Source organism: Bradyrhizobium sp. WSM4874 (genome assembly GCF_055811835.1).
In genome coordinates, this window is record NZ_JBVVPR010000047.1 from 36,134 (window position 1) to 55,685 (window position 19,552).

Consider the following 19,552-nt stretch of genomic DNA (forward strand, 5'->3'; position numbering starts at 1 on the left):
CCGGACAAAATCCGGCGAAACGAGCCGATTGACAGATAGGTGCCGTTTCGATGTAATGAAGTGCATGGGGATTTGAGCGATCTCCCCACGAGGCGACATGCCCAAGTATCGCGTCCCGTTGTTTTTCACGAGGGCGCATCATGTCTTCCTACACCACGATATCATCTGACAAACTGGCACGGTTGATCGGCACGGCGAATGCCCCTGCCCTGATCGACGTGCGCACCGACGAGGATTTTGCCGCCGACCGGCGGTTGATCCCGGGTTCGATCAAGCTCAGCCACGACAATGTTCCGGAATGGGGTGCCGAATTCGCCGGCCGCACCGCGATCGTCTCCTGCCTGCGCGGCGCAAAGCTGGCGCAGGGCACGGCGGCCTGGCTCAGGCAGCTCGGGGTCCAGGCCGAGACGCTGGAAGGCGGCTTCGAGGGATGGAAGGACGCAAAGCTGCCGCTGCTGGATACCCGCAAGCTGCCGCCGCGCGACGCCAAGGGCCGAACCGTCTGGGTGACGCGGGCGCGGCCCAAGGTCGACCGCATCGCCTGCCCCTGGCTGATCCGACGCTTCGTCGATCCAAACGCGGTGTTCCTGTTCGTGGCTCCGTCCGAAGTGGTTGCCGTCGGCGAACGCTTCAAGGCAGCCCCGTTCGACATCGAGAACGTGTTCTGGAGCCACCGTGGCGAGCTCTGCACCTTCGACGTGATGATCGAGGAGTTCGGGATTGCCGCGCCGGCGCTGCTCCGGCTCGCAACGCTGGTGCGCGGCGCCGACACCGCGCGGCCCGACCTTGCGCCGGAGGCCCCCGGCCTGCTCGCAGCTTCGCTCGGGCTGTCGCGGATGTATGATGACGACCTCGAACAACTCGAGGCCGGCATGCTGCTCTACGACGCCTTCTATCGCTGGTGCCGCGACGCCACGTCTGAGACCCACAACTGGCCGACCAACAAGGCAAAGGCTTGATGGATACCCGTACGACCGAAACAGGAGCTGATGCCGGTCACGGCGTCAGCTTCAGTGAAGCCTTTCGCGTCTGGCTCCGTGTCGCCTGCCTGAGTTTTGGCGGGCCCGCGGGCCAGATCGCGGTCATGCATCGCATCCTGGTCGAGGAGAAGAACTGGATTTCGGAAGCCCGTTTCCTCCACGCGCTCAATTACTGCATGCTGCTGCCGGGGCCGGAGGCACAGCAGCTCGCGACCTATGTCGGCTGGCTGATGCATCGCACCGCCGGCGGGCTGATGGCGGGCGGGCTATTCATCCTGCCCGGCATCATCGCCATCATGGGACTGAGCTACGTCTATGCCGCCTACGGCAATGTCAGCTTCGTCGAGGCGCTGTTCTTCGGCTTGAAAGCCGCCGTGCTCGCCATCGTCGTCGAGGCGGTGGTCCGCGTCGGCAAGCGCGCGCTGAAGAACCGCATCATGATCGCGCTCGCCGCGATTGCCTTCGTCGCGATTTTCTTCTTCGCGATCCCCTTCCCGGTCATCATCATCGCCGCAGGCATCATCGGATATATCGGCGCCAAACAGGGCCGTCCGGAATTCGCGCCGGCCGGTCACGGCCCTGGCGGCAGCAGCGCCGTGATCGACAGCATGCTCGGCGACGCTGTGCCCGAGCATGTACGCCCCAACACCGCGCGCGCGATCCGGGTCGGCGCGTTGTGGCTGGCGCTCTGGCTGGTGCCGGTGATCGCGCTGGTGCTCACTGTCGGACAAGACAACGTCTTCAGCCACATTGCGCTGTTCTTCTCGAAGATGGCGCTGGTCACCTTCGGTGGCGCCTACGCAGTGCTGGCCTATGTCGCCCAGCAGGCGGTCGAGCACTATCACTGGCTGAAGCCGCACGAGATGCTCGACGGTCTTGGCATGGCCGAGACCACGCCGGGCCCGCTGATCATGGTGCTCCAGTTCGTGGGCTTCATGGCCGCCTACCGCGACGCCAGCGGCCTGTCGCCGATGCTTGCGGCCACGCTCGGCGGATTGCTCGCGACCTGGGTCACCTTCACGCCCTGCTTCCTCTGGATTTTCGTAGGCGCCCCCTACGTCGAACGGCTGCGCGGCAACAAGGGCCTCGGCGGTGCGCTCAGTGCGATCACAGCCGCCGTCGTCGGCGTGATCCTCAACCTCTCGATCTGGTTCGCGCTGCACACGCTGTTCCGCGAGACTGTGCCGGTGCACAGCTTCCCGTTTGCCTTCGACATGCCGGTGCTGACCAGCGTCGATGTGCCGGCGCTGCTGCTGTCGATCGCGGCCGCAACCGCGATCTTCCGGTTCAAGCTGGGGATGTTGACGGTGCTGGCGGGCAGCTGCGTCGCCGGCGTGGCGCTGCGGTTGGCGGGGGTGATCTAGGACGCGAACTAATTGGTTCGTTGCGTCCAGCTTCTATCGAAAGGAACGTTGAATCCGACTGGGCAGCATGGTGGCCTTGGGCCAGTCGCGGAGTTGAATGAGGTCGAACCTTGTTAGGCGGTCGCGCACTTATTCAACACGTCATGTAAAACAATACAAAAAGCACCGCTACTAACAACACTAGGTCGATGCTGGATAAGACTCTATCCACGCTCGCATAGGTCTTTGGGAAACGCCGTCTGGCCCCTTGCCCAAGGCAAAATGCTGCCACAGCGAGTCCGACGAAAATGAATGAGCCGGTTAAGAACGTCCCTATGATCCGGATGGATACAGGCAAAGTTATCGAACGGAAAGTCCGCATGGGGTCATGAACCGTGGATGAGCAAGCTCGGCATCACGTCCCGTCGGGCAAAACAGACGCGACCACTTCCGGCACCCCGCTTGTCAAGCCCCACTTCACACAATATTCCACTTTACCGAAATTCGGTTTTGACGTACAAGTGACGCACCCTGGCCCGAGACAAGGGGCGGATCGCGATCGTCACGAACCGCGGGCTGGGGTGCGATGGACGCGACGGCGTCGAGTACGATCGGCATTGCAGGGCGGCTTCGGCTGTGAGCAATGGCTTTCGCGCCTACGACACGGCGCCGACAGCGTCTTCGCATGGTTTCGGGTGTGAGCACACGCCAGCACTCGAAGTCTCAGCGAAGACGTGCGCGGACGAACAAGTCGTGTGGTCCTGACGCCCGGGGTCTGTGCGTCAAGTCCTGCGGTGATGTGGCGGTCCAACCGGGCGCGCGCATCAGTCATCTGCATGGCGACGGGGGCAATAGTGCATCGCTCCCCGGGGAGAGCACGAAGGACACGTTAAAACCATCGCGCAGGGAAGGCCGGGCGATCCGGCGAACCTGTGGTCCACCCCGTGTGCATTTCTATCGCGCACGGACCTGCGGGTGCCAGCCGGCGCCCGGCCTTCCCTGCGCCCTTGTCTCACTAAGGGCGATGCGACGAAGCAAAACTCGGGCGGAACGCGCCGCGAGATCGCGAACGCTCGTCCGCTGTTTGAAACGTGGAACGGAGCGGTGGCTGGGCGAACCTCACCCTCGGTGTCGTCGCCCGGCTTGACCGGGCGACCCAGTACTCCGAGACGATCATGATCGAGAAGAGAAGCCGCGGCGTACTGGATGCCCCGGTCGACCCGGGGCATGACAGCCTTTTCCTAGCGCCATCGCATCAGTTCCAAGCTGGAAGATTGGAACGGGGAGAATTCGCCCTGGTTAGCTCCCACTGCCGAAGAAATCCTCTTTTTGGATGAGCCATGACCGATCTATCCATCGATGCACGGCTGCTTGCCCCTGACAATGACCGCCACGGCGCCAATCTCACGGTCGTCGCTGTCGCGGCGGCAATTCTTCTGGCGGGCGCGGCAGCCTTGTCAGGCACGATCTCCTGGCAACAGGGATTGTTGTTTCTTCTCGGAGGCGCACTTGGCCTGACGCTGTATCATGCGCTGTTCGGGTTCACCTCGGCCTGGCGCGTCTTCATTGTCGCGCGAAGAGGTGCCGGCCTCCGTGCGCAAATGGTCATGCTTGCGCTGGCGACGGCCCTGTTCTTTCCGGCCCTGGCGCAAGGCACGCTGTTCGGCGTTGCCGTGCATGGCGAACTCGGCGCGGTGGGCGTGGGCATGCTGACCGGGGCCTTCCTGTTCGGCCTTGGAATGCAGCTTGGCGGCGGCTGCGCGTCGGGAACGCTTTATACCGCCGGCGGCGGCAACACCCGCATGCTGGTGACCCTGGCGGCCTTCATCGCCGGATCGACGCTCGGTGCATTGCATCTGCCGTGGTGGAGCGGGCTGCCGAACATCGGCGCCGTCTCGTTGATCGAACGGCTCGGATGGTTGCCGGCGCTCGGGCTCTGCTGGGCCGTCATGGCTGCGACCTATCTCATCACCATCAGGGCCGAGATCGGCCGGCACGGCGAACTCGAGCCGGGAGCGCGGACGAAGCTGCGCGGCGCCCGCCGCTTCATGCAGGGGCCGTGGCCGCTCCTATGGGGCGCGATCCTGCTCGCGATCGGAAATTTCGCCACTTTGTATCTTGCAGGACGGCCCTGGGGCATCACCTCCGCTTTCGCGCTCTGGGGATCGAAGATACTGATGAGCCTCGGTGTCGACGTCGCGTCATGGCCCTATTGGCAGGGCGCTCGTGCCGCATCGCTGCACCAAAGCGTCTTCGCCGACATCACCTCCGTGATGGATTTCGGCATCATCCTGGGAGCGTTGCTGGCCGCAGGTCTCGCCGGAAAATTCCATCCGACATGGCGCATCTCCGCATCCTCGCTCCTCGCTGCCATTATCGGCGGCCTGCTGCTCGGCTATGGCGCCCGGCTCGCCTATGGCTGCAATATCGGCGCTTATTTCAGCGGGATCGCATCGGGCAGCCTGCATGGCTGGTGCTGGCTGGTCGCGGCTTTCGTCGGCAACATTCTGGGAACACACCTCCGACCGCTGTTCGGCCTGGCCGTCGAGCGATAGGTCTTCGTCTGCGCGCCGGCGATGCTGCCGTCTAGCGCATCATCATTCGCGCGATCGCCTCGCCAATCACCACCGTCGTGAAGTGGGTGTTGGCCCGGCAATCCGATGGCATGATCGAGGCGTCGGCGACGCGTAAGCCCGCGATGCCCTTCACCGTACCATCAGGATTGACCACGCCCTCGGCGTTCTCAAAGCCGGTCATGCGGCAGCTTCCGGCGGCATGCTGGATGTCGCCGGTCTCACGGCGCAGCAGCGCGTCGAGCTTGTGATCCGGCAAGGCCGCAGCTTGCGGCAGCGTCAGATCGGTGTCGGCGAGCCGGATCCAGTCGGCGATGCCTGATAGCTCCGGCTGGGAGGTGATCACGGCGAGCCGCCTCACCGCGTCCATCATGCGCAGCATGTCGCGGGGATCGGCCAGCATGTTCTCCTCGACGACAGGATCGATCGCAGGGGCGGTCGAGGCCAGCTTGAGCGTGCCACGCGAATAGGCGTTGAACAGCCCGGCGCCGATCGCCCCTGGCACACCGATGCCGCGGTGGTTGAAGGCGATCAGGATCATGTCGCGCTTGCCTCCGTCGGCGAGGCCCGAGGAATAGGTCACGCAGCAATTGGTGTGGCGGGTGTCCGGATCGGTCGGCCGCAGGTTTTCATGGAGCTGGATCGTGGCGCGAAACAGCGGATGGTCGAAGAAGTGCTTGCCGACCGGCAGGTCGCGCTCGACCGCGATCCCCATCGCCTTCAGCTCATCGGCGGGGCCGATGCCCGAGCGCAGCAGGATCGCCGGACTGTGGATGGCGCCGGCGCACAGCACGATCTGGCGCGCGCTGATCTCACTGGTGCCCTGCCCCTCGATGTGAACACGGAGGCCGGTCGCCCGGCCGTCGCTGATCAGCACGCGATCGACCAACGCACGCCCGCGAATGTCCAGATTGGCGCGGCCGCGCGCGGGCTCCAGGTAGCCCTCATTGGTGGTGATGCGGCGGCTGTCGCGGCTGTTGATGGGATAGCAGGCGACGCCCTCGCCGTCAGCACCGTTGACGTCGGCGCACCAGGGATAGCCGCTCGCCAGCGCTGCATCGCGCAAGCCGCGATCGATCGGCCCCCATTTTTCCGGCGGCGCGCGATAGACCGGCAGCGGTCCGCCGCGTCCGTGGCCGGCGGCGTCGCCGAATTCCAGATCATCCTCGATCACCGAGAACAACGGCATCACGTCCTTCGCCGACCAGCCGGTGCAGCCATTGGCCGCCCATTCGTCGAACGCATCGGCGACGCCGCGGATGGCGATCTGGCCGTTCATCATCGACGAGCCGCCGAGCCCCTTGCCGCGCCAGTAGAAGCGCGGCTCCTGGCCGGCCACACGGCGCGTCAGCAGATCAGGCCATTGCCATTTCTCCTGGTACTCGCGCTTGTGGATGATCGGGATGGGATTTGGCGTCCTCACCTCCCAGGGCGCCTCGTCGGCGCGCCAGTCCAGACCGGCCTCCAGCAGCAGGACGCGGCGTGCGGGATCTTCCGAGAGCCGTGCCGCAACGGCGGCGCCGGCGGAGCCGCCGCCGACAACAATGACATCGTACATCGGGCTACTTCTCAACGTTCCAGAACACCGGGATGGCGGACGGTATCAGACCGCGCAAACTGGCGCGAGAGGCGGCAGGCTGTGCGAACTGGCCCCACGGTATAGCGGGTGCCTGATCGTACATGACGGCCTGGATCTCGCCTGCTATCTTCTTGCGATCCTCCTCGGCGGGCGCCTTGGCAAAGGCCTCCATCAGCGGCGTGATGCGCGCGTCGCACTGCCAGCCGGTGAAGTCGGCGCAATTGAAGGCGACCATGACGTTGGTCAAGGGCGAACCGAGATCGAAACCGCCGGCATGGACGCCATAGACGCTCCAGCCCTCCTTCTTGGCGCGGCGCGCCAGCACGCTCGCCCAGTCCATCACCTGGAGATCGACGGTGAAGCCGGCCTGCTTCAGCCGCTCCGCCAGCACCTGCGCCGAGACGCGCGGAGCTTCAAGATCGTTGGCCTCCATCACCACGACAGGCTCACCGGCGTATTTCGTCGCCTTCAGCGCGGCCCTTGCCGCCTCGATCGATGGACTGACCGCGGCGTCAGTCCCGGCCTTGCTGTCATAGGTGGTGCCGCAGGTGAAGTACGTCGCGCAAGGTGCCGCGTATTTGGCGTCCAGGCCGAGTGCGTCCAGCACTTCGCGCTGATCGACCAGCTTCCACAACACGCGTCTGATCGCGGGATCGTCGAACGGCTTTGATGCGGCATTGAGGCGATAAGCTCCGGCGAACATGTTGCCGCCGGTGAAATTGACCAGCTTCACCCGTGAGTTCTTCTCCATGGTCGGCAGCAGATCGAACGGCGCGTATTGCATGAAATCGACTTCGCCGGCCTGCAGCGCGGAGGCTGCAGTCGCGCCATCTGGAATGACGCGGATCTCGAGCGTATCGAGGTTGACGCGCTTGCCGCCGGCGAGGAAGTCGGCAGGCTCGGGACGCGGCACATAGTCGGCGAACTTCTTCAGGACCATGCGATCGCCGGTGCGGTGACCGGCCTTGCTGTAGACGAACGGGCCGGAGCCGACGATCTCGGTGATGCGCTGGTCGCCGGGCGTTTTGGCAATGCGCTCAGGCATCATGAAGGCGACCGGGCTGACGGGATTGCCGAGTGCGTCGATGACGAGACCAGACGGCTCCTTCAGCGTCAGCACGAAGGTTTTTGCGTCGGTCGGTTCGAGCGAGGCCGTGATCGCGAAGATGCGGCGGCCGAGCGCACTGCGGGTGCCCCAGCGCCGCAGCGAAGCGACGCAATCGGCGGCGGTGACCGGCTGGACGTCATGCCATTTCAGGCCATCGCGCAGCGTGAAACTGTAGGTCAAACCGTCGGCGGAGACCTTCCAGTCCTGCACCATCTGCGGCTTGATCTCGCCTTTGGAATCCTTCGCAAACAGCGTGTCGAACACCATGTAGCCGAACGTGCGCGAAATATAGGCCGTGGAGAAATGCGGATCGAGCGTGACGATCTCCGCCTCGAGCACCGCGACGAGATTGCCTGCCGCATGCGCCTGCGCCGCGGTCAGCGCCAAGGCGAGCAGCGCTGGAATGAAAGCCTTCAGTTTGGACATTGGTGCCTTTGCCGTTTTGACTGAAACGTTTGCAGTCGCCAGGAAAAAGCAATGTTCGTGCCCGTTCGATGAAAGCACTCATGCGCACACGGCTATCTGCCGCGCGTTTGCGCGCCACACCCTCACTGTCATCGCCCGGCTTGACCGGGCGATCCAGTATTCCAGAAAAAGCTATGATTGAGCCGAGAAGTCGCGGCGTACTGGATGCCCCGCCTACGCGGGGCATGACACTATCGATATGGCAACGGCCCGCGGACTACCCGATCACCCTGCCGAACTTGTTCGACTTCGGGAATCCCTTCGGCGGCAGACGGCCGGCGTCGGCGCGGGAGCCTTTCCACTCGGCGAGCTCCTTCATGGTCGCAGAGAATTCGCGTCCTGCGGAGTCTTTCCAGGTCAGGCCCGTTTTTGCGTCGAACACGGCAATGTCGGAGAGGCCGCCGTCCTTGTACTTCTGCAAGCGAACGCCGCGGCCGCGGGCCATCTCCGGTACCTGGTCGAGCGGGAACACAAGCATCTTGCGGTTCTCGCCGATGACCGCGACGGTATCGCCGAGCACTTCGGTGACCGTGCGCGCCTCGTTCGGCATGTCGACGTTGAGGACCTGCTTGCCCTTCTTGGTGGTACCGACGCAATCGTCCTCGTTGACCACAAAGCCCTGGCCCTCGTGGCTGGCGACCAGGAATTTGCGTCCGCCCTTGTTGACGAACAGCGTGACCGGCGCGGCCTCCGGCTCGAGATCGATGAACTGGCGGATCGGCTCGCCATGACCGCGGCCGCCCGGAAGTTTTGCGACATCGAGCGAGTAGAACTTTCCGTTGGTGGCGAACAGCAGCAGCTTCGAGGTCGTTTCCGCGAAGAACGCGAACCCGAGCTTGTCGTCCTGCTTGAAAGCCAGCCCCGAGAGATCCTCGACGTGGCCCTTGAGGGTGCGGATCCAGCCCTTGTCGGAGACCACGACCGTCACCGGCTCGCGCTCGACCAGGGCCTCCTCGATCGCGGCGAGATCGTGTTCGGGCGCGTCGGCAAAGGTGGTGCGGCGCTTGCCGAGCGGGGTCTTCGGTCCGAACATGTCGCGGACCTTGCCGACCTGCTCGCCGACCTTCTTCCACTGCTCGGGCTCGGACGCCAGCAGTCCCTCGATGCCCTTCAGCTCCTTGCGAAGATCCTTGTCCTCGCTGCGGATCTCCATCTCCTCGAGCTTGCGCAGGCTTCGCAGCCGCATGTTGAGGATGGCTTCGGCCTGCACCTCGGTGAGCTTGAACGCCTTGATCAGCGCCGGCTTCGGCTCGTCCTCATTGCGGATGATCCTGATCACCTCGTCGATGTTCAGATAGGCAATCAGCAAGCCGCCGAGAATCTCCAGACGGCGCTCGATTTCGGCCTTGCGATGATTGGTGCGACGGATCAGCACGTCGCGCAGATGGTCGAGCCATTCGCGCAAGCATTCCGCGAGCCCCACGACCTTGGGAATGCGGCCCTTGATCAGCACGTTGAGGTTCAGCGGAATCTTGTTTTCGAGCTCGGTCAGCCGGAACAGCGATTCCATCATCAGCGCGGGATCGACGTTCTTCGACTTCGGCTCGATCACGATACGGACGTCTTCGGCCGACTCGTCCCTGATATCGCCGACCAGCGGCAGCTTCTTCTGGTCCAGCAGCTCGGCAATCTTCTCGATCAACCGCGACTTCTGCACCAGAAAGGGTATCTCCGTGACGACGACGACCCAGGTGCCGCGCGCGCCCTCTTCTTGCTCCCATCGGGAGCGGACGCGGAACGAGCCGCGGCCGGTGGTGTAGGCTTCAGCGATCGCCTGCTTGGAATCGACGCAGATCCCGCCGGTCGGGAAATCCGGACCTTTGACCCATTTCAGCAGCGCCTTGGATTTTGCGTCGGGCTTCTCGATCAGATGCAGCGCGGCGTCGCAGAGCTCGGCGGCGTTGTGCGGCGGGATCGATGTCGCCATGCCGACTGCGATACCTTGCGCACCATTGGCGAGCAGGTTCGGGAAGCCACCGGGCAGGACGATCGGCTCTTTCGACTGGCCATCGTAATTGGGGCGGAATTCGACCCCGTCCTCATCGATGCCGTCGAGCAGAAGCCGCGCGACGTCGGTCATGCGCGCTTCGGTGTAGCGGTAGGCGGCGGGATTATCGCCGTCGATATTGCCGAAATTGCCCTGGCCGTCGACCAGCGGGTATCGCGAGGAGAAATCCTGCGCCAGGCGCACCATGGCGTCGTAGATCGCCTGGTCGCCGTGCGGATGGAACGAGCCCATCACGTCGCCGACGATTTTGGCGGATTTCTTGAACGCCGTGCCTGGATCGAGCCGGAGCAGGCGCATGCCGTAGAGGATGCGCCGGTGCACCGGCTTCAGGCCGTCGCGCGCATCGGGCAGCGCGCGGTGCATGATGGTGGAGAGCGCGTACGCAAGATAGCGCTCTTCCAGCGCCTCACGCAGCGGCACCTCGTGAATTTCGGCCGGTTCCTCCGGCGGAATCAATCGTTTTCCCATGCCGCCCGGTTAAACCGTGGAAGCGAATCGGGCAAGGATCGATTGGTTCCCTGTAGGCGGCCTACTGGCCGGCCCAGCCTGCGGTGAAGGTCTGGGTGGGTGGCGCGGCTTTAGCCTGCGTGGTGGCCGGGGCATTGGTCAGGCACCGCCGGGCCGTTTCGATCTCGGCCTCCGTCGCGCCCTTGGACCTCGCCCATGCCTCTGCGGCTGCAGCGGAATATTTGGCCACATAGAATCTGACGACGGTACAGGAGGCACGGCGAAAGACGCCCGGCTGCTCACCCGCGAGGGCGTCCGGCGCCAGCGCGATCAGCGCTGCCGATATCACAAGTCCCTTGATCAGCATCAGGATATCCCCGGTTGGAACCCGGGGGGCAAGTCAGGGAAACCCGGTTTCGTTCCACGGCGGACCGACATATTGCGACAATGCAGAGCGGCGTCAGGCTCATGGCGCGGGCATTGTGGCCTTTGCCTGCTGTCGAATCAGCGCGTTGATGAAGCCTGCCCGCGCGTCGGAATGGCCCTGCCCGCGCGGCTCCAGCACGTGGCGCAGCAGGAAAAGGCCGGTCAGTCGAAAGCCGTCCTGGAGATCCTCGTCGGTGAGGTCGCCGTGCACCTCGCCCTGGCGCAGGAATGGCGGCAGCCGCAACAGGCGGTCGCGCCACGGTTCGCCCGCCCCGCGCGACACCGCTCCGCCGGATTTGGGCGAGACGTAGATCAGGTCGTTGGTTTCTCCGGTCACGGCGCAGTTTTCCAGCGCCAGCCCGAAGCCGAGCTCGGTAAGCATCGCCAGCTCGAAATGGATCACGTGTACGGCGGCGCTGCCGATGTCGTCGAAATCGTCCAGCGAATGTTCGAGCAGCGCCAGGAGGTTTTCGTGCGGATCGCGCTCCGGCAGCAACCGCGCAATCGAGGCGAGATGGGTGATGCCGTAGACGCCGTGGGATGATCCCAGCAGCGTCGCCGCCCGCAGCTTGAGGCCCTCGATGGCATAGGTGCCGAGATGTTCGTCGAGCCGCGCCCGCCACACCACGCTGAGGCTGTTGCCGGGCTGCAGCAGCGGCCGCATCCGCGAGCCGGCGCCGCCGCGGACAAGACCGAGATGGCGGCCGTGCGCGCGGGTCAGCAGCTCGACGATAGCGCTGCTCTCGCCATGCCGCCGCACCCCCAGCACGATGCCTTCGTCGGTCCATTCCATGGGTGAAGTCTAGCGGATTCCGGTCGTCAATCGTAGGGCGGATTGGCCGAAGGCGTCATTCGCCAATCGCGCGTGCACTCCTGGATGGCGGATTACGCGCCGCCAATCGACCCAACGCGGCCTTACGCATTGAACCAACCCTGCGCGTCGCCGCGAAACGAGAAATACAGCCCCATCGCCGTCAGCACGCAGGAGACGATCTCGATGGCGCTGTCGAGTTCCATGCCCTTCTGGCCGATGATCTGGCCGAGCGAGATCACCGACAGCACGAGCGCTGCCGCCAGCACCCAGCGCGGCCAGTTCTTGCGCCCGTGCGCGGCCAGCCTGACGAAATAGACCAGCAGCAGGATCATGCCGCCGGCAAACAGCATCGACGTCATGATCATCTGCTCGGTCATCTCGGCAGTGGGCGTGCGGTCCTGCACCGCCACCGACAGGGCATCAAGCATCAACGATGCATAGAGCAACGCTTCGAAGCGCCGTACGTTGCTGGGTACGCTCATCGCTGACCGATCTTTTCTTGGTTATTCTTTGGGAAATTCCAGGCCCATCTCGCGGTAGCGATCAGGATCGTCGCTCCAGTTCTCGCGCACCTTGACGAACAGGAACAGGTGCACCGGCACGCCCAGGATCTCGCCGATCTCCTTGCGCGAGTCCGCGCCGATCGACTTGATGGTGGCGCCGCCCGCGCCGAGCACGATCTTGCGCTGGCTTTCGCGCTCGACGAAAATCGTCTGCTCGATGCGCACTGACTTGTCCTTGCGCTCCTCCCACTTATCGGTCTCGACGGTGGACTGGTAGGGCAATTCCTGGTGCAGCTTGCGAAAGATCTTCTCGCGGGTGATCTCGGCCGCAAGCTGCCGCATCGGCGCGTCCGACATCTGGTCTTCGGGATAGAGGAACGGACCCGGCGGCACGATCTCGGCCAGTGTATGCCTGAGGTCGTCGACGCCGTCGCCGGAGATCGCCGCGATCATAAAGGTCTTTGCGAACGCCATGCGCTCGTTGGCGGCCTGCGCCAGCGCCAGCAGCTTCTCGCGCTGCACCAGGTCGACCTTGTTGATGACCAAAATCTTCTCGTGCTTGACGCTGGCGACCTTGGTGAGGATCGCCTCGGCTTCCTCGTCGATGCCGGCCTTGGCATCCAGCAGCACGCAGACGAGATCGGCATCATGCGCGCCGCTCCAGGCGGTCGAGACCATGGCGCGGTCGAGCCGGCGCTTGGGCAGGAAGATGCCGGGCGTATCGACCAGGATGATCTGCGCGTTGTTCTCGATCACGATGCCGCGGATCAGCGCGCGCGTGGTCTGCACCTTGCGCGACACGATCGTGACCTTGGCCCCGACCAGCGCGTTGACCAGCGTGGATTTGCCGACGTTGGGCGCGCCGATCAGCGCGACGAAGCCGCAGCGCGTCGCAGTGGGCGCCTCGCCGCTTGCTTCAACCGTCATTGCCGCCGCCAACGCCTTCACGTTCGATCATCACTGAAGCTGCCACCTTCTCTGCCGCGCGCTTGCTGCCGCCAATGCCTTCCGCCGGAGCGAGTCCCGGCAGGTCGACCGCGACGCGGAATTGCGGATCGTGATGCGGGCCGGTGCGCTCGACCTCGCGGTAAACCGGCGTCGGCAATCCCTTGCCCTGCGCCCATTCCTGGAGAACGGTCTTGGGATCGCGCAACGGACGCCGCGGCTTGTGCATGCGCTCGGTCCAGTTGCGCTTGACGAAGTCGGCCGCCGCCGCGTAGCCGCCGTCGAGGAAGACGGCGCCGATGACAGCCTCGCAGATGTCGCCGAGCACGCTCTTGCGCAGGCGCGCGTCGGCGCTGGAGCCGACCGAGCCGAGCTTGATGTCGTCGAGCAGACCGAGCGACTTGGCGACATCGGCGCAGCTCTCTTTGCGCACCAGTTCGGCAAGTCGCTTGGACAGCTCGCCTTCGTCGGCGTTCGGGAAGGTGTGATAGAGCATGTCGGAGACGACGAGCCCGAGCACGTGGTCGCCGAGGAATTCCAGCCGCTGATAGCTGTCGCCGCGCTTGCGCCCGGACTTCAGCGCGGAGACATGCGTGATGCCTTGCATCAAGAGGTTCGGATCGGCAAAGCTGTAGCCGATGCGTGCCTCGAGCCCCGCATTCGCATCCGAGCCCCTGGCCTTGCTGCTCCGCACCCGCTTCTTCTTTGCAGGCGCCTTGTTTTCAGGAGTCTTGATCTCAAGGGTCTTGTTCTCAAGACTCTTGGTCGCAGCTTCGCCGTCGGGGCCCGCTTGCGCCTCGGTCGGCAGGGTCGCGATGTCCTTGGCTTCGTCTTTCATCGGACGATTTTGAAGAAGCGATTCCAGCGCACCGCCCAGGGCCAGCGCCAGAACATCCAGGCATGCTCGCCTTCGGCGATCGAGAAGAAGATCATCTGGGCGCGCCCGATCAAATTCTCCTGGGGCACGTAGCCGACCTGACCGAGGAAGCGGCTGTCGGTGGAGTTGTCGCGGTTGTCGCCCATCATGAAGAAGTGGCCGGTCGGCACGGTGTAGACGTTGGTGTTGTCGACGTAGCCGTTATCGGCGCAGTCCAGCGTCTCGTAGGACACGCCGTTAGGGAGCGTTTCCTTCCAGCGCTTCACCCGAGAGACGCCGCTGCCTTCAGCGCCGCAGGGGTCCTCGCCGACAAATTCGCTCATGCGCTGCCGCTCGACCGGCGCGTCGTTGATGTAGAGCAGACCGTCCCGCATCTGGATGCGGTCGCCGGGAAGGCCGATCACGCGCTTGATGTAGTCGGTGGAATCGTCCTTCGGCAGGCGGAATACGACGATGTCGCCGCGGTTCGGGTCCGAGCCCCAGATTCGCCCCGAGAACAGCGGCGGCGAGAACGGGATCGAGTAGTGGCTGTAGCCGTAGGAATATTTCGAGACGAACAGATAGTCGCCGACCAGCAGTGTCGCCTTCATCGAGCCGGATGGGATGTTGAACGGCTGAAACAGGAAGGTGCGGATCACCAGCGCGATCAGGAGAGCGTGGATGACGACCCGGATCGTTTCGCCGACGCCGCTCTCAGTTTTCGTTCCTGAAGTCACGCTCATTGCTCTCTCAATTCCGGCGGGCGGTCACAGCGCGCCCTCCTCCCGCGAACAGCCCATCGCTCGCGGCCCAAGGAGATTGTCCTGATTCTGATAATGAGGGCCAATTCCGGCGTAAAGCCGAATTCGCCCAGCCTGATTTGCGTCCGCGGACTTTTAGACGGTTGTCGGAGGCCACGCAATCAAGGATCGCATCAAAACTGCATAAGCGATTGATTTTGAATGCGAATTATAAAATGATCGGTGCGCCTTCAGGGTTTGGCCAGCGGCACGGCGGAAATGATGACGAAGGCCTGTGCCAACGGCCAGTCATCGGTGATCGACAGGTCGATCTGCGCCGCGAACCCCTCGGGCGTCAGGGCCTGGAGCCGGGCCAGCGCCCCGCCCGTCAATTGCATGGTTGGCCGCCCTCCCGGCAGGTTGACCACCCCCATGTCGCGCCACCACACGCCGCGCCTTATGCCGGTGCCGAGTGCCTTGGAGCAGGCCTCCTTGGCGGCGAAGCGTTTGGCGTAGGTTGCCACCACCATCTTCTCGTTCTTGGCGCGCCGCTCCGCCTTGGCCCGCTCGGCCGCCGTGAAGATGCGGTCGAGGAAGCGCTCGCCATGGCGGTCGATCACCTTGCCGACCCGAGTGATGTCGATCAGATCGGAGCCGATGCCGATGATCATGCCCGGCTCCGGCCGCGGTCCATCGCCGCGCGCATGCTGCGCACCGTCTCGGCGAGACCGACGAACAGGGCTTCGCCGATCATGTAGTACCCGATGTTGAGCTCCATGATCTCAGACAAGGCTGCGATCGTCTCCGCCGTCGCGTAGTCCAGCCCGTGTCCGGCGTGAACCTCCAGCCCCGCTTCCTTCGCCAGCTTCGCCCCCGCCACGATCCGCCGCCATTCGGCCTCGGCCTTGTCGGCGGGGCCGTCGACGACAGCGTCGCACCAGGCGCCGGTGTGGATCTCGATCACGGGCGCGCGCAGCCGCGCCGCCATTTCGATCTGGGCGGGATCGGCAGCAATGAACAGCGACACCCGGATGCCGGCATCGTTCAGCCGCGCGATATAGGGCGCCAGCGCATTGTGCTGGCCGACGGCGTCGAGCCCGCCTTCGGTCGTCACCTCCTGGCGGCGCTCCGGCACGAGGCACACCGCGTGCGGTCTAGTGGCGAGCGAAATGCGCATCATGTCGTCGGTCGCCGCCATCTCGAAATTGAGCGGCTTGGAGATCTCGGCTTTCAGCCGCGCCATGTCCTCGTCGCCGATGTGCCGGCGATCCTCACGCAAATGAGCGGTGATGCCGTCGGCACCGGCCTCGATCGCCAGCAGCGCCGCGCGCACCGGATCGGGGTTGCGGCCGCCGCGCGCGTTACGCAGGGTCGCGACATGGTCGACATTGACGCCGAGGCGGAGCGGAGGTGCAGGCATTTCAGGACTCACGGAATCATAGGAATAGACCAAGACGGGAGGCGTCTATCCATTAACACGTTCGGCGCGGGCGACGACCGCCTTCGCGCGCAGCTGGGCCAGGATCGCGCTCAAATGCTTGAGATCGTAGACTTCGAGATCGATCGTCGTCTCCGTGAAATCCGGTGAGCGGCGCTGCATGCTGATGTTGTCGATGTTGCCGTCGTGCTCGGCGATCACGGTCGCGATCTGCGCCAGCGCGCCGGGCTCGTTGACGTTCTCGACCTTGATACGGGCCGGAAAGCGCTGCGGCGCGGAGTCCTCGATGTCCCAGCGCACGTCGAGCCAGCGCTCCGGCTCCTCCTCGAAATCCTTCAGGGCCGGCGCCTGGATCGGGTAGATGGTGATGCCCTCGCCCGGCGTGACGATGCCGACGATGCGGTCACCGGGCACCGCGCCGCCGTTCGGCGCGAACTTCACCGGCAGGTCGGAATTGATGCCGCGGATCGGGATCGCGACCGGGCTGCGCGGCGGTTCGGACGACTTCTCCTTGAGCTTGGCGGCAAGCCCCTTCTTGACGCCGTAGCGCGCGATGCGCTCCTCCTTGTAGTCGGGATACATCGCACGCGCGACGTGAGAGGCCTTGATCTCGCCGCGCCCCACAGCCGCCATCACGTCCTCGATCGAGGTCCGCGCGAGCCGCGGCAGCGCGCCCTTGAGCTTGTCGTCGGCATATTCGATCTTGGCGCGCTCGAACAGGCGCTCGACGATCCGTCGGCCGAGACCGACATATTGATCGCGCACCGCGGTCCTGGTGGCGCGGCGGATCGCGGCGCGCGCCTTTCCGGTGACCGCGAGTGTTTCCCATGCGGACGGCGGCGCCGCTTGCGCTTCCGAGGTCAGCACCTCGACTTCGTCGCCGTTCTGGAGCTCCGATGACAGCGGCGCAAACTGGCCGTTGATCTTGCAGCCGACCGCGCTGTTGCCGACGTCGGTGTGTACGGCATAGGCGAAGTCGATCACGTTGGCGTGGCGCGGCAGCGCGATCAGCTTGCCCTTCGGGGTAAAGCAGAACACCTGGTCGTGAAACAGCTCGAGCTTGGTGTGCTCGAGGAATTCCTCGGGGTTGGCGCTCTCCGAGAGGATGCCGATGGTGTGGCGCAACCAGGCGAACGCATTGGACTCGCGCTTGAGGAATTCGGTCGGCGAGCCCACGCCTTCCTTGTAGAACACGTGCGCGGCGATGCCGCGCTCGGCGATCTGGTCCATCGCCTCGGTGCGGATCTGCAACTCGACGCGCTGGTTGCCGGGGCCGATCACGGTGGTGTGGATCGAGCGATAATCGTTCTGCTTCGGCGTCGAGATGTAGTCCTTGAACCGCCCGGGCACGACCGGCCAGTTGGTGTGGACGATGCCGAGCGCGCGATAGCAGGCTTCGATATCGTTGACGACGACGCGGAAGCCGAAGATGTCGGACAATTGCTCGAAGCCGACCGACTTGCGCTCCATCTTGGTCCAGATCGAAAATGGCTTCTTGCGGCGGCCATAGACCCGCGCCCCAAGACCCCGGTGGCGCAGATTGTTGGAGAGCTGGTCCTCGATTTCGCCGATCAGATTGCGGTTGCGCTCCGCCAGCGCATCGAGCCGCTGCATCACCACCGAATAGGCTTCCGGGTCGAGGGTCCGGAACGACAGGTCCTCCAGCTCCTCGCGCATCTCCTGCATGCCCATGCGCCCTGCCAGCGGCGCATAGATGTCCAGCGTCTCCTCGGCAATGCGCCGTCGCGATTCCGTCGGCACGAAGTCCAGCGTGCGCATGTTGTGCAGGCGATCGGCGAGCTTCACCAGGAGCACGCGAACGTCGTCGGCAATCGCCAGCAACAATTTGCGCAGATTTTCGGCCTGCTTGGCCTCCCGCGACACCAGCTCCAGCCGCTTCAGCTTGGTCAGGCCCTCGACCAGCGCGCCGATCTCGGGCCCGAAGATCTGGTCGATCTCGGCCCGCGTCGCTTCGGTGTCCTCGATCGTGTCGTGGAGCAGCGCAGCCACGATGGTGGCGTCGTCGAGCTTCAGGTCGGTCAGAATCGCCGCCACTTCGAGCGGATGGGAGAAGTACGGGTCGCCCGAGGCGCGGGTCTGCGAGCCATGCGCTTTCATGGCGTAGACATAGGCGCGGTTCAGCAAATCTTCGTCGGTGTTGGGATTGTAGGACCTGACGCGCTCGACGAGGTCATATTGACGCATCATGCGGGCGCGAGGCTTCGCCGGGCGTGCCACCGGCGCAGTCGGGGCCACGGCAACCGATTCGGTTGCGGCCTGCATCTGCGCTGGTGTGCGGCGTCGATATACCATGCCGTCCTGCCTTCAAACGGGCCACGACACAGCCCGTTGTATACATCTTAGCTCCGATCGCGCGCGTGTCCGATCAATTCAGTGACAGGGACAGGCGCGAACCGACGACGCTATGGTAACCACGAAAACGCCAACAAAAGCAAAGGCCCGAACGACGGTTCGGGCCTTATCAGATCACAAAGAAGTCGATGAGCGCGACGGGACGATTTACTCGTCTTCCTCGGGCTGCTCCTCGGGCGGCGCGAGGCCTTCGAGACCCTTCAGGAGCTCTTCTTCCGTCATGCGCTCCACGGCGACTTCGGTATCGTCTGCATCCACGCTTGCACCGGCGGAACCGATCAGCGGCACAGTGTCCGGCTCGGGCTCGTCGACCTCGACGAACTTCTGCAGCGAATGCACCAGCTCCTCGCGGAGGTCCTCCGGCGAAATGGTGGTCTCTGCAATTTCGCGCAAAGACACAACAGGGTTCTTGTCGTTATCGCGGTCAACCGTTAGTTGTGAACCAGACGAAATCATGCGGGCACGGTGGGCGGCCAGCAGGACCAGGTCAAACCGGTTGTCGACCTTGTCGATACAATCTTCTACGGTGACGCGAGCCATCGACTGTCGCTCCGTTGTGGGTGGGACGAAATATGTGGATGAATGCCGCTAGTTATAGGGGCCGGGAGGGTTTCGCAAGGCCAATTTGTGATTTGGCCTCGCCAAACGGCTCTGCTACCCCCACATTGGGGCTGGGATGGTGGTTTCCCGGGTTGTTGGCGACGGCAGCGCCGGGTCTATGCAAGTTGGCCATAACTATACCTTGATTGCCCCGACTTCTCCGGATTTGCGGTTTCGACGGGTTTCGGCGGGACTTTAGAAGTGCGCGGCTTGCTGTCGCCGCGCCAACAATAAACGATCAATCACGAACTCTACGCGAGCAAACTGAATGTCACCTTCCTCTACCGACAAGATCGCGCTCTTCATCGATGGAGCCAATCTCTACGCGACGGCGAAAACTCTGGGCTTCGACAT

General features: G+C 64.1%; 17 protein-coding genes and 1 pseudogene. 5 read left to right on the top strand and 13 right to left on the bottom strand.

The window, feature by feature from the left end:
* The first annotated feature begins 140 nt into the window (after window positions 1–140).
* From AC0L3P_RS32910 to AC0L3P_RS32920, 3 genes are all read left to right on the top strand, one after another.
* Window positions 141–959 (top strand): chromate resistance protein ChrB domain-containing protein, encoded by an 819-nt coding sequence (locus tag AC0L3P_RS32910; protein WP_247298211.1) that lies wholly within the window; start codon window positions 141–143, stop codon window positions 957–959.
* Entirely contained in the window at window positions 959–2,344 is a 1,386-nt protein-coding gene (gene chrA / locus AC0L3P_RS32915; protein WP_275167873.1) for a chromate efflux transporter, read from the top strand. Before AC0L3P_RS32910 ends, chrA begins: the two co-directional genes overlap by 1 nt.
* Window positions 2,345–3,663: 1,319 nt before the next feature.
* Window positions 3,664–4,878, top strand: coding sequence for a YeeE/YedE family protein (locus AC0L3P_RS32920; protein WP_275167874.1), 1,215 nt, complete (start codon window positions 3,664–3,666; stop codon window positions 4,876–4,878).
* 31 nt (window positions 4,879–4,909) lie between these two features.
* On the opposite strand, the gene AC0L3P_RS32925 is transcribed toward AC0L3P_RS32920, so the two are convergent.
* Complete coding sequence (locus AC0L3P_RS32925; RefSeq protein WP_275167875.1) at window positions 4,910–6,454, bottom strand: GMC family oxidoreductase; 1,545 nt, start codon at window positions 6,452–6,454, stop codon at window positions 4,910–4,912.
* 4 nt (window positions 6,455–6,458) lie between these two features.
* Entirely contained in the window at window positions 6,459–8,009 is a 1,551-nt protein-coding gene (locus tag AC0L3P_RS32930) for an ABC transporter substrate-binding protein (protein ID WP_275167876.1), read from the bottom strand.
* Here AC0L3P_RS32930 and AC0L3P_RS32935 point away from each other — a divergent pair.
* Window positions 7,987–8,190, top strand: a complete 204-nt coding sequence (locus tag AC0L3P_RS32935; protein ID WP_275167877.1) for a hypothetical protein — start codon at window positions 7,987–7,989, stop codon at window positions 8,188–8,190. The two genes, AC0L3P_RS32930 and AC0L3P_RS32935, sit on opposite strands and share 23 nt — an antisense overlap.
* 75 nt (window positions 8,191–8,265) lie before the next feature.
* Here AC0L3P_RS32935 and parC read toward each other — a convergent pair whose 3' ends face one another.
* From parC to rpoZ, 11 genes are all read right to left on the bottom strand, one after another.
* A complete protein-coding gene (gene parC / locus AC0L3P_RS32940) occupies window positions 8,266–10,524 on the bottom strand; it encodes a DNA topoisomerase IV subunit A (protein ID WP_275167878.1) in 2,259 nt (752 codons plus the stop codon).
* 61 nt (window positions 10,525–10,585) lie between these two features.
* On the bottom strand, window positions 10,586–10,870 hold the full coding sequence (locus tag AC0L3P_RS32945) for a hypothetical protein (RefSeq protein WP_275167879.1): 285 nt from the start codon (window positions 10,868–10,870) through the stop codon (window positions 10,586–10,588).
* 99 nt (window positions 10,871–10,969) lie between these two features.
* Window positions 10,970–11,722, bottom strand: a complete 753-nt coding sequence (gene recO / locus AC0L3P_RS32950; protein WP_275167880.1) for a DNA repair protein RecO — start codon at window positions 11,720–11,722, stop codon at window positions 10,970–10,972.
* A 122-nt stretch (window positions 11,723–11,844) separates the two neighbouring features.
* Window positions 11,845–12,225, bottom strand: a complete 381-nt coding sequence (locus AC0L3P_RS32955; RefSeq protein ID WP_275167881.1) for a hypothetical protein — start codon at window positions 12,223–12,225, stop codon at window positions 11,845–11,847.
* Window positions 12,226–12,246: 21 nt separating this feature from the next.
* Window positions 12,247–13,173: a GTPase Era gene (gene era, locus AC0L3P_RS32960; protein WP_007611165.1), complete on the bottom strand. Its 927-nt coding sequence runs from the start codon at window positions 13,171–13,173 to the stop codon at window positions 12,247–12,249.
* The gene (rnc, locus tag AC0L3P_RS32965) at window positions 13,163–14,029 is read right to left on the bottom strand and encodes a ribonuclease III (RefSeq protein WP_275167882.1); all 867 of its coding nucleotides are present in this window, start codon (window positions 14,027–14,029) and stop codon (window positions 13,163–13,165) included. Before rnc ends, era begins: the two co-directional genes overlap by 11 nt.
* Window positions 14,026–14,790, bottom strand: coding sequence for a signal peptidase I (lepB, locus tag AC0L3P_RS32970; RefSeq protein WP_275167883.1), 765 nt, complete (start codon window positions 14,788–14,790; stop codon window positions 14,026–14,028). The genes rnc and lepB overlap by 4 nt, the downstream gene beginning before the upstream one ends.
* Before the next feature lie 248 nt (window positions 14,791–15,038).
* Window positions 15,039–15,458 carry a holo-ACP synthase gene (gene acpS, locus AC0L3P_RS32975; RefSeq protein ID WP_007611179.1) on the bottom strand — a complete coding sequence of 140 codons (420 nt, stop codon included), beginning with the start codon at window positions 15,456–15,458 and terminating at the stop codon, window positions 15,039–15,041.
* Entirely contained in the window at window positions 15,455–16,207 is a 753-nt protein-coding gene (locus tag AC0L3P_RS32980; RefSeq protein ID WP_275167884.1) for a pyridoxine 5'-phosphate synthase, read from the bottom strand. Before AC0L3P_RS32980 ends, acpS begins: the two co-directional genes overlap by 4 nt.
* A 45-nt stretch (window positions 16,208–16,252) precedes the next feature.
* Entirely contained in the window at window positions 16,253–18,538 is a 2,286-nt protein-coding gene (locus AC0L3P_RS32985) for a RelA/SpoT family protein (protein ID WP_275167885.1), read from the bottom strand.
* 207 nt (window positions 18,539–18,745) lie between these two features.
* Window positions 18,746–19,138: a DNA-directed RNA polymerase subunit omega gene (rpoZ, locus tag AC0L3P_RS32990; protein WP_007603391.1), complete on the bottom strand. Its 393-nt coding sequence runs from the start codon at window positions 19,136–19,138 to the stop codon at window positions 18,746–18,748.
* A 328-nt stretch (window positions 19,139–19,466) separates the two neighbouring features.
* Here rpoZ and AC0L3P_RS32995 point away from each other — a divergent pair.
* Window positions 19,467–19,552, top strand: a pseudogene (locus AC0L3P_RS32995) (LabA-like NYN domain-containing protein); the annotation flags it as partial.